The organism is Gracilibacillus marinus, assembly GCF_042651725.1.
In the GTDB taxonomy this organism is placed as follows: Bacteria; Bacillota; Bacilli; order Bacillales; family Amphibacillaceae; genus Gracilibacillus; species Gracilibacillus marinus.
Map to the genome: position 1 here is coordinate 364845 of NZ_JBHSDV010000001.1, position 14069 is coordinate 378913.

General features: G+C 37.2%; 16 protein-coding genes. All 16 read left to right on the top strand.

The window, feature by feature from the left end; translation table 11 throughout:
- Positions 1 to 178: 178 nt before the first annotated feature.
- The 16 genes from ACFOZ1_RS01730 (at position 179) to ACFOZ1_RS01805 (ending at position 14069) form a co-directional block, all read left to right on the top strand.
- Positions 179 to 418, top strand: coding sequence for a DUF1146 family protein (locus ACFOZ1_RS01730; protein ID WP_390195189.1), 240 nt, complete (start codon positions 179 to 181; stop codon positions 416 to 418).
- Between the two features lie 95 nt (positions 419 to 513).
- On the top strand, positions 514 to 1233 hold the full coding sequence (locus ACFOZ1_RS01735) for a YwmB family TATA-box binding protein (RefSeq protein ID WP_390195191.1): 720 nt from the start codon (positions 514 to 516) through the stop codon (positions 1231 to 1233).
- A 35-nt stretch (positions 1234 to 1268) separates the two neighbouring features.
- Positions 1269 to 2573 carry a UDP-N-acetylglucosamine 1-carboxyvinyltransferase gene (gene murA / locus ACFOZ1_RS01740; RefSeq protein WP_390195193.1) on the top strand — a complete coding sequence of 435 codons (1305 nt, stop codon included), beginning with the start codon at positions 1269 to 1271 and terminating at the stop codon, positions 2571 to 2573.
- Positions 2574 to 2768: 195 nt separating this feature from the next.
- Positions 2769 to 3839, top strand: a complete 1071-nt coding sequence (spoIID, locus tag ACFOZ1_RS01745) for a stage II sporulation protein D (RefSeq protein WP_390195195.1) — start codon at positions 2769 to 2771, stop codon at positions 3837 to 3839.
- Between the two features lie 90 nt (positions 3840 to 3929).
- The gene (locus ACFOZ1_RS01750) at positions 3930 to 4823 is read left to right on the top strand and encodes a peptidoglycan DD-metalloendopeptidase family protein (protein WP_390195197.1); all 894 of its coding nucleotides are present in this window, start codon (positions 3930 to 3932) and stop codon (positions 4821 to 4823) included.
- A gap of 220 nt (positions 4824 to 5043) precedes the next feature.
- Positions 5044 to 6075: an AimR family lysis-lysogeny pheromone receptor gene (locus ACFOZ1_RS01755; protein ID WP_390195198.1), complete on the top strand. Its 1032-nt coding sequence runs from the start codon at positions 5044 to 5046 to the stop codon at positions 6073 to 6075.
- 784 nt (positions 6076 to 6859) lie between these two features.
- On the top strand, positions 6860 to 7159 hold the full coding sequence (gene spoIIID / locus ACFOZ1_RS01760) for a sporulation transcriptional regulator SpoIIID (RefSeq protein ID WP_390195200.1): 300 nt from the start codon (positions 6860 to 6862) through the stop codon (positions 7157 to 7159).
- A gap of 228 nt (positions 7160 to 7387) precedes the next feature.
- Entirely contained in the window at positions 7388 to 8386 is a 999-nt protein-coding gene (gene mreB, locus ACFOZ1_RS01765; RefSeq protein WP_390195202.1) for a rod shape-determining protein, read from the top strand.
- Positions 8387 to 8424: 38 nt separating this feature from the next.
- Complete coding sequence (locus ACFOZ1_RS01770) at positions 8425 to 9243, top strand: flagellar hook-basal body protein (protein WP_390195204.1); 819 nt, start codon at positions 8425 to 8427, stop codon at positions 9241 to 9243.
- Between the two features lie 16 nt (positions 9244 to 9259).
- Complete coding sequence (locus ACFOZ1_RS01775) at positions 9260 to 10078, top strand: flagellar hook-basal body protein (protein ID WP_390195206.1); 819 nt, start codon at positions 9260 to 9262, stop codon at positions 10076 to 10078.
- Positions 10079 to 10102: 24 nt separating this feature from the next.
- The gene (locus ACFOZ1_RS01780) at positions 10103 to 10390 is read left to right on the top strand and encodes a DNA-directed RNA polymerase subunit beta (RefSeq protein ID WP_390195207.1); all 288 of its coding nucleotides are present in this window, start codon (positions 10103 to 10105) and stop codon (positions 10388 to 10390) included.
- Positions 10391 to 10407: 17 nt separating this feature from the next.
- Positions 10408 to 10824: a 3-hydroxyacyl-ACP dehydratase FabZ gene (fabZ, locus tag ACFOZ1_RS01785; RefSeq protein ID WP_390195209.1), complete on the top strand. Its 417-nt coding sequence runs from the start codon at positions 10408 to 10410 to the stop codon at positions 10822 to 10824.
- A gap of 155 nt (positions 10825 to 10979) precedes the next feature.
- The gene (locus tag ACFOZ1_RS01790; RefSeq protein WP_390195210.1) at positions 10980 to 11768 is read left to right on the top strand and encodes a hypothetical protein; all 789 of its coding nucleotides are present in this window, start codon (positions 10980 to 10982) and stop codon (positions 11766 to 11768) included.
- Between the two features lie 59 nt (positions 11769 to 11827).
- Complete coding sequence (locus ACFOZ1_RS01795) at positions 11828 to 12151, top strand: hypothetical protein (protein WP_390195212.1); 324 nt, start codon at positions 11828 to 11830, stop codon at positions 12149 to 12151.
- Positions 12152 to 12357: 206 nt separating this feature from the next.
- On the top strand, positions 12358 to 13206 hold the full coding sequence (locus ACFOZ1_RS01800) for a TetR/AcrR family transcriptional regulator (RefSeq protein WP_390195214.1): 849 nt from the start codon (positions 12358 to 12360) through the stop codon (positions 13204 to 13206).
- Positions 13206 to 14069: an efflux RND transporter periplasmic adaptor subunit gene (locus ACFOZ1_RS01805; protein ID WP_390195216.1), complete on the top strand. Its 864-nt coding sequence runs from the start codon at positions 13206 to 13208 to the stop codon at positions 14067 to 14069. Before ACFOZ1_RS01800 ends, ACFOZ1_RS01805 begins: the two co-directional genes overlap by 1 nt.

The following is a 14069-nucleotide window of genomic DNA, read 5'->3' on the forward strand; positions in this document are numbered from 1 at the left end:
TTCCTGTGTGGCTCGGATAATTCGTGCGTGGCTCGGATAATCCCTGCGTGGCTAAAATTATTCTTGCGTCGTGCCCTTCCGATAATACAACAAATTTTACCAATGAATCTGTCGTTTTATTACCCCATTTCCCGGGAAATAGATAATAATGTCGAAAAAAATAAAGGAGGGTGTACACATGTTAGAACAACAATTGTTACAAGATAGCTTGGTCGGGTTCATTTCCCATTTATTTTTTATTGTACTTACATGGAAAGTGCTACTTGCGGTGAAATTTGATGACTTATTTCACAAAAATAGAGTATTTGAAGCAAGGGTCTTAATCATTTTTATTACGATTGCAATTGGAACTACTGTTAGTAATTTCTTTTTAGACATATTAAATTGGTCTCAACAATTAATTTATATTTTCTCGTAAACTAGTAAGTTATAAAATTGTCGAAGAAATAATGGTTTAAATAGTTCATTTTATGCCAACACTTCTAGTAACTAAAATAATAGAGGTGTGGAGAAATGAACTATTTAAATAAATTTTATATTGGTATCATTATTTTTATAATCACGACAACTTTACTTTGGAGAGAAACATTAGCAACAAGCCAGACGGATGTTTTACAACCAATTGACGATATGTATGAGGCTATTACGGAACAACAATTCAAGCTAAAAAAATGGCAACTTATGATTAGGGAAAATAGAACTATTTTAGATATTCATAGTTTCATAGGGAAATTAGAAGGGTACAAAATTAAAGAATCTACCAATGAACAAGGTGTAAAAAAATACATTGCCGAAGACACCCATAAAGAAATAGAAGTGAGCGAATCTATTGTAATTGTGGCTATTGATGACAAACGATATCAGATTATGTATGAAATATCGTCATCGAAATATTCAAAAGAAGTACAAAAAGACTATATGGAAAAAATTAATCGGACTACTAATGAATTATTTACAGATAATGCGCAATATTTTTCTTGTATTGAAGCTTTGAATGATGGTATTATGGATATTGTTTGCTTAATCAAAAAGCTAACTAAACAATTACAAATTGACACACGTAACCAATTGACAGACGAGAACTTTTCAACATGGACAGGTTATACACCGAAATGGGAACAAACGATTGTGATGGACGATTATAAGCAGAATGCCCATATAGCAGTAAAAAATACCGAAGACAATCAAACAGAACTCATAATAGGAACACCTATCCTAGTTATTGAATATTAATAATAATGAATATGGACTACAGAGGAGAATGAACCTTGGAAAAAATCATCGTCCGTGGCGGAAGGCAATTAAATGGCACAGTGAGAGTAGAAGGTGCAAAGAATGCCGTTTTGCCTGTCATCGCTGCTAGTATAATTGCAAGCAAAGGAAAAAGTATTATTCATGATGTACCTGCATTGGCAGATGTGCATACAATCAATCAAGTATTAAAACATATGAATGTAGATGTAAATTACGATAATAATACCGTAGTAGTGGATGCAACAGAAGACTTATTTACAGAAGCACCTTTTGAATATGTACGAAAAATGCGCGCATCTGTATTGGTTTTAGGACCTTTACTAGCAAGATATGGCCATGCAAAAGTGGCATTACCGGGTGGTTGTGCGATTGGATCACGCCCAATCGATTTACATTTAAAAGGTTTTGAAGCAATGGGAGCATCTGTCCATGTCGGAAATGGATTTGTGGAAGTAACAACAAATGGTAGATTAAAAGGTGCGAAGATTTATTTAGATATGCCAAGTGTTGGTGCAACGGAAAATATTATGATGGCTGCAGCATTAGCAAAAGGTAGAACAACAATTGAGAATGCCGCAAAAGAACCAGAAATAGTAGATTTGGCTAATTATCTAAATAAAATGGGTGCAAGAATCATCGGCGCTGGAACAGAAACAATCAAAATTGAAGGTGTAGATACATTATACGGTGCAGAACACACGATTATCCCAGATAGAGTAGAAGCAGGTACATTTATGGTAGCAGCTGCAATCACTGGTGGGAATGTTTTAATCGAAAATGCAGAAATTGACCATTTACGTTCGGTTGTGTCGAAAATGGAAGAAATGGGTGTCCGCATTCATGAAGAAGGAACTGGTATCCGTGTAATTGGACCAAAGAAATTAAAGGCAACAGATATTAAAACATTACCACATCCTGGATTCCCAACAGATATGCAGTCACAAATGATGGCACTGATGTTGCAAGCAAGTGGAACAAGTGTCATTACAGAGACAGTTTTCGAAAATCGCTTTATGCATGTAGAAGAATTCCGTCGTATGAATGCAAAATTAAAGATTGAAGGCCGTAGTGTAATTGTAGAGGGTCCAGGTTCCTTACAAGGTGCAGAAGTTGCTGCAACAGACTTACGTGCAGGAGCAGCTCTTATCTTAGCAGGACTAGTGGCTGATGGAATGACAAGAGTAACATCTTTACATCATATTGATCGAGGATATGTAGATATTACAGGTAAATTCGCTCAATTAGGAGCAGATATCGAACGAGTGAATGATGATGTAATTATGGAAACAGTAACATATAAGCAAGTAGAAGTACAATAAGAAAAAGACTAGCTTTTATGCATAGATTATGATGCATAGAGCTAGTCTTTTATTTTTTATTTTCAATTTAGTTGCTACGTTTTTAAACGGACGCTTACGCTTTTATGCTTTTCTATCAAAATAGAGCATGTACATAGTTCTAATCTTTCATTTTACACAATATAGATAGAATAGAAAGATTAGAGGAGGTTGTACATGCCAAAACGGAAAATAAAACAAAGTACTATTAATTGGAAAGTTCCCACCATCATTTTAGCATCTGCATTGTTATGTATTATGTTTCTCCTCCCGACAATTGTTGTGATTCCATTTAAAGGAGAAGGAACGGTAGCAAGCTCAATCGAAACAACGAATGCAACGACAACAGAAGCACAGGCGAAACAAGTGAGCGCACTAGAATCACCATTCCATGTACAAGTGCTACGGACAGCAACAAATGAAGTAGAGAAAATTCCACTTGAAGAATATGTCGTTCATGTTGTAGCATCTGAAATGCCTGCAGACTTTGAATTAGAAGCACTGAAAGCACAAGCATTAGCAGCAAGAACATACATTGTTCGTTTTCTCATGCAAAAGAATGCAGAGGAATTACCTGGTGGCGCGGATGTGACAGATACAGTCCAACATCAAGTATTTAAAAATAATGATGAATTACGTCAAGTGTGGGGACAGGATTATCAATGGAAAATCGACAAAATTACCCAGGCCGTCTCAGAAACACAAGGAGAAATTATCACATATAATGCTGAACCAATTACACCAGCCTTTTTCTCGACAAGTAATGGCTACACAGAGAATTCAGAAGATTATTGGCAAAATGAATTGCCATATTTGCGAATAGTGGAAAGCCCTTGGGATGAAGAGTTATCACCTAAATTCATTGATCAAGTAATTTTAACGGTAGGAGAAGTGGAACAAAAGTTAGGCGTGACATTAGGAAGTAATGCAGCAGATTTTCAAATAACAAGAACAGATAGCAATCGTGTGAAGACAGCTACAATTGCTGGCACTACTTTTACAGGAAGAGAAGTGAGAGAGAAGTTACAGCTTCCGTCCAATGATTTCACAATAACGCGAAAGAATGATCATTTTGTTTTTACAACGAAAGGATATGGGCACGGTGTCGGTATGAGTCAATATGGTGCGCATGGAATGGCATTAGAGGGAAAGACATACCAAGATATCCTAACTTATTATTATAAGGGGACGACAATTGAAACATTAGAAAAAGCAGCGCCGACTTTGCTCGTTCAATCAACAAATTAGCAAACTTACTTATCATTTACAAAAAAATTTTTCTTATCCATGTATAATTTTTCCTTCATTTGTTCAGAATGGTTGCTGAGGTGATGAAAAATGGAGGAAAACAAAAACGTTTCAAAAAATGGTTGGAAACGTCTCTTTAAGAAAAAATGGTTCTTTCCAGCAGTTTATCTAGGTGTAGCAGCACTGCTTTTATCTGTCGTTCTTTGGTACCAAAATATCGCAAATCAAGGTGCAGATCTAGCGGAAGATTTAAGTAATCAATTAAATAATGAATCTGAATCAGAAAACCAAGGTACAGATGATGCAGCGCCAGTTATGCAGCAACAAGAAGTGCTACAATTACCAGTCGCTGAAGATTTACAAGTGGACATTGTAACAAAATTCTACGATTACAGTGCAGATGAAGCAGCACAAGAAAAAGCATTAATCCTATATCAAAATAAGTACAAACAAAGTGATGGGATTGCAATTACGACTGCTGATCAACAAGCATTTGATGTGATGGCTTCATTATCTGGTACAGTAGCAGAAATCAAACAAGATCCACTCTGGGGCATGATGGTAAAAATGGTGCATGACGAAGGAATCGCAACATACTATGCTAGCTTAGGTGAAGTATTAGTAGAAGAAGGAACAGAATTAAAACAAGGGCAAGTACTAGGAACTGCTGGCCAAAGTAATCTAGGCGCAGAAAATGGTATCCATGTACAATTTGAAGTTCGTAAAGACGACGAACCGATTAATCCAGAAACATTTTTAAACAAACCAATCAACACAATCAAAGCACCATCGAAAAGTGAATCAGAAGACGTAGATGTGGACGAAGATGCAGAAGATACAACAGATGAGCAAGATGCAGACGAAAGCAATGAAACAGACACAGATACAGAATCTGACAAAGAAACGGACACTGAAGACGATGCAGAAAATGAAACAACAGATGAGCATACTCATTCCTCTGCAGAATCTACAAAAAATGCATAGTAACGAATAATAATCCAAGCCTAGGTAAACTAGTCCTTGGGTTATTTTTTTGTAATGTTAATCCTAAATATCTCACATTAGCACGAATGCTGTAACTCCTCGAACAATATTTGTCGGAATTGTCGATTTAACTGAGTATTTGACGAACGAATGTGATGAAAATCCTATTGAAAAAATTCTCGAATGTGAAATAATTAGTAATTGTGAAAGGGGAAGAAAAATGGGAAATTCAAAAAGATATGACGGGATAATCAATTCGTATTTAGAATCAAGAACAGGTTTAGAGCTACACCAATTTATTTCGATGGTTCAGTTGTCGAATGACGAAAGTCGAATGATTGAATTAGTGAAAGACTTTTGTCAACAGAGTCATTCTAATTTAGATAATAGATTAGCACTAGAGTTTTTTTATTTACATGGTTGTCATGAAGAATTAACTTACTTCATACATATAAATAAAGAAAGCGACAATCCATTGAATCGCCTCTATGCCAATTATTATCAGCATATGTCACATGCTAGTCTTAATAGAAAGATAGATGAAATCATTGAAATGACACCTAGTATTTTGACGAGTGACCTAGGATTACAATGTTTACATTATTTCCTGTATGCAGAAATAGATATCACACGTAAGCAATATGACAGACTAGGTTATTATTTAAACAAAATTCAAACATTACTTCAAAAGATCGACAATCCTCTACTAGCGACATCCTTCAACATAAGAACACACATACTTTTGTTTATGTATTATTGGAAACGAAATGAATTAATACTAGCGAGAAAACATGCCTATCGTGTTCTACAACATCCAGACTATTCACTTCAAAAAGCGAAACTTCATATTTATTTAGGACTAAGTTATATTTATGAAGATTTTGAAGCAGCAATTTATCATATTGACGAAGCAACACTACTAGCCAAACGTTTAGAAAACAAGGAAATTGTAAGTTATATCGCCGACTTTGCAAAACCATTTATCTGTGCACATTTTGGACAAATTGAAGGGATTATGACAACAAATCCTATCGAACAGGCACATATTGAAATTGCGAAGGGAAACCAAATGAAGGCGAGAAACATACTTGAACAACTTTCTGTAGAAACGCCTTTTACACAATATTATCTTGGACTTGCGACAAATAACCAGAAGTACTTTATTCATTCATTCGAAGGGTTTATGGAACAAAGAGGTGACCATTTCTTTGCGAAATTACCATTACATGCAACAGAAATGGTTGGATTATAAGCGAAAACTTTTTTGGAAAAAGGAGTTAATAGGAATGCACGTAAAGTCTTATAGGAAATGTGTAGATCCAGACTTTGGGGATGTAGGGTAAACGAAAAAGTAGCATGGTACCATAAGAGTGGTACGTGCTGCTTTTTTGTGTGACGTGGGGTTAGGTGTGTGAGGCAGGGATTATGTGGATGACGCAGGGAATCTGGGTGCCACGCAGGAATAAAATGAGCGACGCGGGGAATCCACACGCCACGCAGGAAAAAAATGAGCGACGCAGGGAATCCACGCGCCACGCAGGAATAAAATGAGCGACGCAGGGAATCCACGCGCCACGCAGGAATAAAATGAGCGACGCACGAATTCCACACGCCCCCATGTTGAAATTAATTAAAACCCATCATTAATTATTTAATTAAAAGCAGTTTGTAAACTTCCAATTAACAGAATCCCTGCGTCGCTCAAAGAATCCCCGCGTCGTCCAGAGAATCCCTGCGTGGCTCAGACAATCCCCGCGTCGTCCAGAGAATCCCCACGTGGCTCAGAGAATCCCCGCGTCCCCGAAACAATCCCACCCAACACATCCACCACCCATCTAAAACAACATCTCCACCAAAATATTGGCATAAAGCATGCTACAAGCTAATACAATGGTACAAATCATGAACAATTGTCTAAGGTGAGAATATTGTTTTAACAGATGTTTCTAGCACCTATCATTCTCCCCTACAAATGAATAACAGATTAGCTTGTCTCTGTTCACACCTTAGACCGACAACATAGGGAGGCGTGGAGCATGCATGATTATATTAAAGAACGTACAATAAAAATCGGGAAGCATATTGTCGAAACAAAGAAAACCGTTAGAGTAATTGCAAAAGAATTTGGTGTATCCAAAAGCACTGTGCATAAAGACTTAACAGAACGGCTACCAGAAATCCATCCAGAGCTTGCGAATGAAGTCAAAGAAATACTTAGTCATCATAAAGCAATTAGACATTTAAGAGGTGGCGAGGCAACGAAGATGAAGTATCAATTACATGGTAAAAAAGAACCTCCACAATCACCGCATTCTGACTCACTAATGCTCAAATAATCAACCATTTGATCCTCTTCTTATTACATAACTTCTGTTACTACATACAATGGACAAAGCTCGATAAATTATTTTCCTTTTTTCAACAAAATTAGTAACTAAAAAAAATATTTTGTGCTATTATATATAATTAGAGATATTTTGTTCAATCATAAGAAATGAATCTGTTTTTTTCATATATAAAAGTACATGACAATGCAATGATTATGCTGGGAGGATCAAATTATTATGTTATCAAGAGATATCGGAATAGATTTAGGAACAGCGAATGTGCTGATCCACGTGAAAGGGAAAGGCATCGTTCTTGATGAGCCATCTGTTGTTGCGATGGATCGCAATACAGGTAAAGTATTAGAAGTAGGAGAAGCGGCTCGTCGTATGGTTGGTCGTACTCCCGGAAATATTGAAGCAATTCGCCCACTAAAAGACGGAGTAATCGCTGACTTTGATGTGACAGAAGCGATGCTGAAATATTTTATTAACAAAATTAATGTAAAAGGGTTCTTATCTAAGCCAAGAATGTTAATCTGTTGCCCAACAAACATTACAAAAGTAGAACAAAAAGCAATTCGTGAAGCTGCAGAGAAATCTGGTGGGAAGAAAGTGTACTTAGAAGAAGAACCAAAAATCGCAGCAATCGGTGCTGGTATGGATATTTTCCAACCGAGCGGAAATATGGTTGTAGACATCGGTGGTGGAACAACGGACGTCGCAGTTCTATCTATGGGGGATATTGTTACAGCACAATCAGTCAAAATGGCTGGCGATAAATTCGATGCAGAAATCCTTCAATATGTAAAACGTAAATATAAATTATTAATTGGAGAGCGTACAGCAGAAGATATCAAAATCAATGTGGCGACAGTTTTCAAAGGAGCGCGTAGTGAAGAGATTGATATTCGTGGTCGTGACCTTGTGAATGGTCTTCCACGTACGATTACCATCCATTCAGAGGAAATAGAAGAAGCGTTAAGAGAGTCGATTGCAGTCATCGTACAAAGTGCTAAAACAGTCCTAGAAAAAACACCACCAGAATTATCAGCAGATATTATTGATCGTGGCGTTATTTTAACAGGTGGTGGCGCATTATTGCATGGAATTGACCAATTATTAGCAGAAGAATTAAAAGTACCTGTATTGCTAGCAGAAGAGCCAATGAGCTGTGTTGCAAAAGGGACAGGCATTATGTTGGATAATATTGATAAATTAGAACGCTCCATTGTGTAATACATAGACCATCATAACTTACAGGAGGTAGACGAATTATGTTAAGAGGATTTTATACAGCAACATCTGGAATGATGGCACAACAACGGAAACAAGAAGTGTTATCAAACAACATGACAAATGCATTGACACCTGGTTACAAACAAGACCAAGCGACATTACGCGCATTTCCAGAGTTATTACTACAACGAATGGAAAATACTCAATTGCCTGTAAGTTCAGATAGAAAGCATCTGACAATGACAGAGATTGGCGCAATCAATACAGGTGTCTATGTCCAAGAAACAATTCCTGATTTTACACAAGGGACTTTACGTGAGACAGGTACGACAACAGATATGGCACTCATTCAAGGTGCAATACCTGACGAAGAAGGAATGGTTCTATTCCAAGTCCAGAACAATGATGGGGAATTTCGTTACACACGTAATGGGAACTTCACTGTAGATGGAGAAGGTAATTTAACAACAAACCAAGGCTACTATGTATTAGATGCGAACGGAAATCCAATCAATACTGATGGACAAGCATTTACAGTGACACCTGAAGGGTTACTTCAACTAGAAAATGGAGAGATACCAATAAGTGTTACATACACAGCGAACGCAAATGATTTAATTAAAAATGGAGAAGACCTTTTTGAAGTAGAAGAAGGCGCTCTTCAAGATGCTAGAGCGGTAGCGGGATTACAATTTGAAATCCAACAAGGTTATCTAGAAAGTTCGAATGTGGATACAGGTCAGACAATGACTGAGATGATGCAAGCATATCGAGCATTTGAAGCAAATCAAAAAGTAGTACAAGCATATGACAGAAGTTTAGACAAAGCAGTCAATGAAATTGCCCGACTAGGCTAACAGGTGGTGAAATAAGATGAGCAGGATGAATATACAGGCAGCTGTCACAATGGCCCAATTACAACAGAAGCTAGACAATATTGGTCATAATATAGCGAATGCGAATACGAATGGATACAAACAACGTACAGCGAATTTCTCATCCTTATTGATGCAACAAATAGGGAACGATGAAACAAATCCGACAAGATTAACTCCAGAAGGCATTCGACTAGGTTCTGGGGCGAGACTTGGTCATACGAATATCAATTTCTCCCAAGGTTCGTTGCAACAAACAGATCGGAACTTAGATGTTGCTTTACTTGAAGACAATCAATTCTTTCAAGTAAGTGTAACAGAGAATGGTGCGACAGAAACACGTTATACACGTGCAGGGAACTTTTACTTAAGTCCAATGGATAACGGGCAAGTGATGCTTGTATCAAGTGATGGCAATCCTGTACTCGGTGCAAATGGTCCAATTCTATTAGAAGACAATATGGAAGCACTTGAAATCGGGGAGAATGGACAAGTGATGGTAACGCGAAATGGTGTCGCAACGCAAGAAGCACAATTAAGTGTTGTCCAAGCAATTCGTCCACGTCTATTAGAAAGTACTGGTGATAATCTGTATCGACTGTCAGAATTAACACTTGCATCCTACGACCAAGCGGAAATTATTGAGGATATTCCAGTGAATGAATTGAATGTAAGAGCTGGAGCATTAGAAGCATCTAATGTAAGTATACAAGAACAGATGACTGAAATGATTGAGACACAGCGTGCATACCAATTCAATGCGAAATCTATTTCTATGCATGACCAAATGCAAGGATTAATTAATCAATTACGTTAAGTAAGAGGTAAGGAGCCATTTCTAATGTCAAATGAAGAGAAGACAGTTCAAACCGATAAGAATCAGAAAAGAAGGCAAGATGCAAAATTAGAAAAAAAAGAAACGAAGAAGCAGCGAAAGAAGGAGAAAGTCTACGTTCTCCGGTTAATTCCTGTCTGGCTAAAAGTTCTAATCATTCTATTTTGTAGCTTGTTTGCACTAGTTATTGGCTTAATTGTCGGATTTAGTGTACTTGGAGATGGAAGCCCCCTTGATGTCTTACGTTTAGAAACATGGAAACATATTATTGATTTTGTCCGTGTAGAGAAGTAATAGGAGGAAGATACATAATGGATATCGAACAAATTAAAGAAACCATTCCACATCGTTACCCTTTTCTTCTTGTTGATCGTATAACTGAAATAGAAGAAAACAAAATAAGTGGAATCAAGAATGTCACAATCAACGAACCATTTTTCCAAGGGCATTTCCCAGATTATCCTGTCATGCCAGGTGTTCTTATTGTTGAGGCATTGGCCCAAGTAGGTGCTGTTGCTATCTTGAGTAAAGATGCATTCAAAGGGAAAATTGGATTCCTTGCAGGGATTGACAAATGTCGCTTTAAGCGTCAAGTAAAGCCAGGCGACCAACTTTCACTAGAAGTAGAAATTATCCGAATCAAAGGTCCAATTGGTAAAGGCAAAGCAGTCGCAAAAGTAGGCGACGAATTAGCTTGTGAAGCTGAGATTACATTTGCAGTGAAGTAATAGATAGAAGAGAGCATACCCCATCAGGAGATTGGTATGCTTTTTCTATGGAAAGGGAGTTTACTATGGAGAAGATGACATTAACAAAAATAATCCCATATCACTCAACACGTAACTTCATCTCAGCGCAGATCACAATGGAGGGAAAACTCATCTTGATTGAAACAGATCAACAAGAGCTAGATTATTTTGAGCGGCCAGTAAAAAAGGCGAATTGGACAATACGTATAATAGATGAGGAAAATACAGATACAATAGAAATAAAGAACATTGCTTTTATTCCGACAGAAGTGGATATGTTTTCAGATGGTACGATTCTCCTTGTTCAATCGAGGTGCGAGAAGAAAGGTACAGTAATCGAGCGCAATGCAAGAATATACAATCCGAATGGACAACTCATTTCAGCATTTACGCTTGGTGACGGCATTGAGCAAATGCAAATTGATGAAACAGATACGATTTGGGTAGGATATTTTGATGAAGGTATTTTTGGGAATTTTGGTTGGGAAGAGCCAATTGGAAGTGATGGTGTCATTGCATTTGATAAAAGTGGGGAGAAATTATGGGGTGCGAGGAAGTTTTCGATAATCGATAGCTATGCGCTTAATGTCACGAGCAGTACACATGTTCAATTTTATTATTATGATGATTTCAAAATTGTCACACTCAATGAAAAGAAGAAAGTAAAGTCGAGCTATCGTATCGAAGGGGAGACGAGCATCCAACAATTCGCATTTGATGAGAATGGATTAATTGGACTTGCTCTTGGAAATGAACTAATTAGATATCGAAAAAAAGGTCGTACATATGCGCAAAAAGATAAAATCCAATTAGTAGATAACTTTGGCAAACGCATCATTGGTCCTGTCTTTCTTCGCGGCAAGTACATCTATGCAAATGGAAAAGACGGGATCTACAAAAAAATAATTTCGCCACTAGCATAATTCATTCCGAAACTGGTTATCCTAACGAAGAAGATACGTTGGAAAGGAGGCTATGTGTAATGGAATGGAAATATGTAAAAATGTTAGGTGCGGTTGCATTATCAACAGGTTTACTTTTCGGTTGTGCTTCTAATGAAGAGGAAGAAGAGCCAATTGAAGAACAAGCGCCAACAGATGAGCAAGCACCTGCAGATGATGAAGCACCAATGGAAGAAGAACCAGCAACAGATGAAACTGGAGAGACGCAACAAGAACCAGATGGTGACATGGAAAATAAAGACGACAATCTAGGTGACTCTGTTGAAGAAGGACTAGATGAGACAGAGCAAAATATGGAAGATGCCGTTGATGGCGAAGATGAGAAAAAAGAAGACGAGCAATAATTATAATGAATGCGGAAGCCTTCCTATGCTTAGGGGGCTTTTTTTCTATGTATTTCTTACCTTAAGACAAATAATTTGCGCCCCATTTCTTATCATGATATAGTTCATATCAGATACTGACTGACCGGTCATTCTATGATTTTGTTATACATTTGTGAAACATTTGGCTATGTCGTTCGTATGAAGGAAAGCGAGGTTTACAAATTATGAATAAGAAAAAGGAAAAGATTATCGAAGTAAGCATGAAGCTTTTTGCTGAGAAGGGATTTCATGCAACGTCGATTTCTGAAATTGCAAGAACCGCGAATGTATCCAAAGGGGCATTCTACCTTTATTTTGAATCAAAAGATGACTTACTCATTTCTATTTTTGAATTTTATACACGAGTCATTATTGAAAAGTTAGAAAAGGTAATCGATACAGAGAGTGACCCATTCAAACAATTCGAACGTCAACTCGAAGAAATTATGACACTTTTCCGTGACCATAAGGAATATTTGCTCATGCATTTTAGAGATAATATTCATATTGGTGACAAAATGGATGGGCTTGTTGCGAAAGTACATAAGCAGACATTTGATTGGACGACAGAGAGAGTGCTCGCTATGTATGGAGATAAGGTCAAACCATATATTGTGGATGTAACAATCCAACTCGATGGATTAGTCGGAAGTTATTTTAAATGGATCGCGATTCATAAATTAGAATTTGATCCAAAATACTTAGCCAAAAATATTCTGCAACAATTTGATATACTCGTTCAAAAACAAATAGAGGCAAATGAGGAGCCACTATTTCATATACAAACACTGCAATTTGATTGTTCAAACGTCCATACACAACTAGAGAAAATAAGAACAAAAATTAAAAGAAGTAATTTGGAGAATAAGTTAGAACTATTAGATGCGGTCATCGTCATCGAAGAAGAATTACAAAAAATGCATCCGAAAATGATTATCGTCTATTCAATGATTGAAAAATTGGAACAAGAAGAAGCAATTGCTACACAAATCAAAAGTATTATTCAAAAGATAGAGGAGAGGGGACAATACTAATGCGTAAATTACTCATTATGTTAGTATTTACAATTATTACACTTGCTGCATGTTCAGAAAATAATGCAGAAGATACGGAAAAAGCAGAGGACCGTGTGACAACAGTAGAAGTTGGTGAAGTGACAGAAGGAAATCTAAATACTGTTCGAACGTTTTATGGTCGCACAATGCCTAACCAAACGATACCAATCATGGTTCAAATGGCAGGTGAAGTGACAGAATTAGAAGTGTCAAATGGTGATGAAGTAGAAGAAGGCGACAGTATTGCAACAATTCAAACACAACAAGGAAATATCCCGGTTGAAGCAACTGCAGATGGCACCATTGCACAATTAACTGCAAAAGAAGGATCGATTGCATCGAATCAAGAGCCACTAGCGACGATTGTGGATTTAGACACATTGACAGTACAGTTACAAGTACCAGATGTGCAAGTAGACCTTTTTAAAGAAGGCGAAGAAGTAACGGTACGTATGCAAAATAATGAAGAAGAAACATACCAAGCAACAGTAGAAAATACTGCACAAATGGCTGGAGAAACAGGCCTTTTTGCGATTGAATTATCGATTGACAATGAATCAGCGAATCTAAAAGCAGGTGCTGTTGCAACAGTAGAAGTCACAGAAACTGTTGTCAAAGAAACAAAATTAATCCCAACAAGTGCTTTAGTCGAAACAAATGATGAGACATTTGTTTACGTAGTGGAAGACAACAAAGCGAAGAAAGTAGAAGTTACTGTAAAATCCACACAATCAACACATACTGCCATCGAAGCAGAGGTAGAAAAAGGAGCTCAAGTCGTAACGAATGGGCAATTAACATTATCTGATGGTAGCAAAATAGAAATAGCAGAGGAGGAATAA

Excerpts from the sequence above, each read along its gene's own strand:
- ACFOZ1_RS01805 (WP_390195216.1), top strand. The coding sequence starts at position 13,206 with ATGCGTAAATTACTCATTATGTTAGTATTTACAATTATTACACTTGCT.
- ACFOZ1_RS01795 (WP_390195212.1), top strand. The coding sequence starts at position 11,828 with ATGGAATGGAAATATGTAAAAATGTTAGGTGCGGTTGCATTATCAACA.
- mreB (WP_390195202.1), top strand. The coding sequence starts at position 7,388 with ATGTTATCAAGAGATATCGGAATAGATTTAGGAACAGCGAATGTGCTG.
- ACFOZ1_RS01775 (WP_390195206.1), top strand. The coding sequence starts at position 9,260 with ATGAGCAGGATGAATATACAGGCAGCTGTCACAATGGCCCAATTACAA.
- spoIID (WP_390195195.1), top strand. The coding sequence starts at position 2,769 with ATGCCAAAACGGAAAATAAAACAAAGTACTATTAATTGGAAAGTTCCC.
- ACFOZ1_RS01735 (WP_390195191.1), top strand. The coding sequence starts at position 514 with ATGAACTATTTAAATAAATTTTATATTGGTATCATTATTTTTATAATC.
- ACFOZ1_RS01750 (WP_390195197.1), top strand. The coding sequence starts at position 3,930 with ATGGAGGAAAACAAAAACGTTTCAAAAAATGGTTGGAAACGTCTCTTT.
- ACFOZ1_RS01730 (WP_390195189.1), top strand. The coding sequence starts at position 179 with ATGTTAGAACAACAATTGTTACAAGATAGCTTGGTCGGGTTCATTTCC.
- spoIIID (WP_390195200.1), top strand. The coding sequence starts at position 6,860 with ATGCATGATTATATTAAAGAACGTACAATAAAAATCGGGAAGCATATT.
- ACFOZ1_RS01755 (WP_390195198.1), top strand. The coding sequence starts at position 5,044 with ATGGGAAATTCAAAAAGATATGACGGGATAATCAATTCGTATTTAGAA.
- fabZ (WP_390195209.1), top strand. The coding sequence starts at position 10,408 with ATGGATATCGAACAAATTAAAGAAACCATTCCACATCGTTACCCTTTT.
- ACFOZ1_RS01770 (WP_390195204.1), top strand. The coding sequence starts at position 8,425 with ATGTTAAGAGGATTTTATACAGCAACATCTGGAATGATGGCACAACAA.
- ACFOZ1_RS01800 (WP_390195214.1), top strand. The coding sequence starts at position 12,358 with ATGAATAAGAAAAAGGAAAAGATTATCGAAGTAAGCATGAAGCTTTTT.
- ACFOZ1_RS01780 (WP_390195207.1), top strand. The coding sequence starts at position 10,103 with ATGTCAAATGAAGAGAAGACAGTTCAAACCGATAAGAATCAGAAAAGA.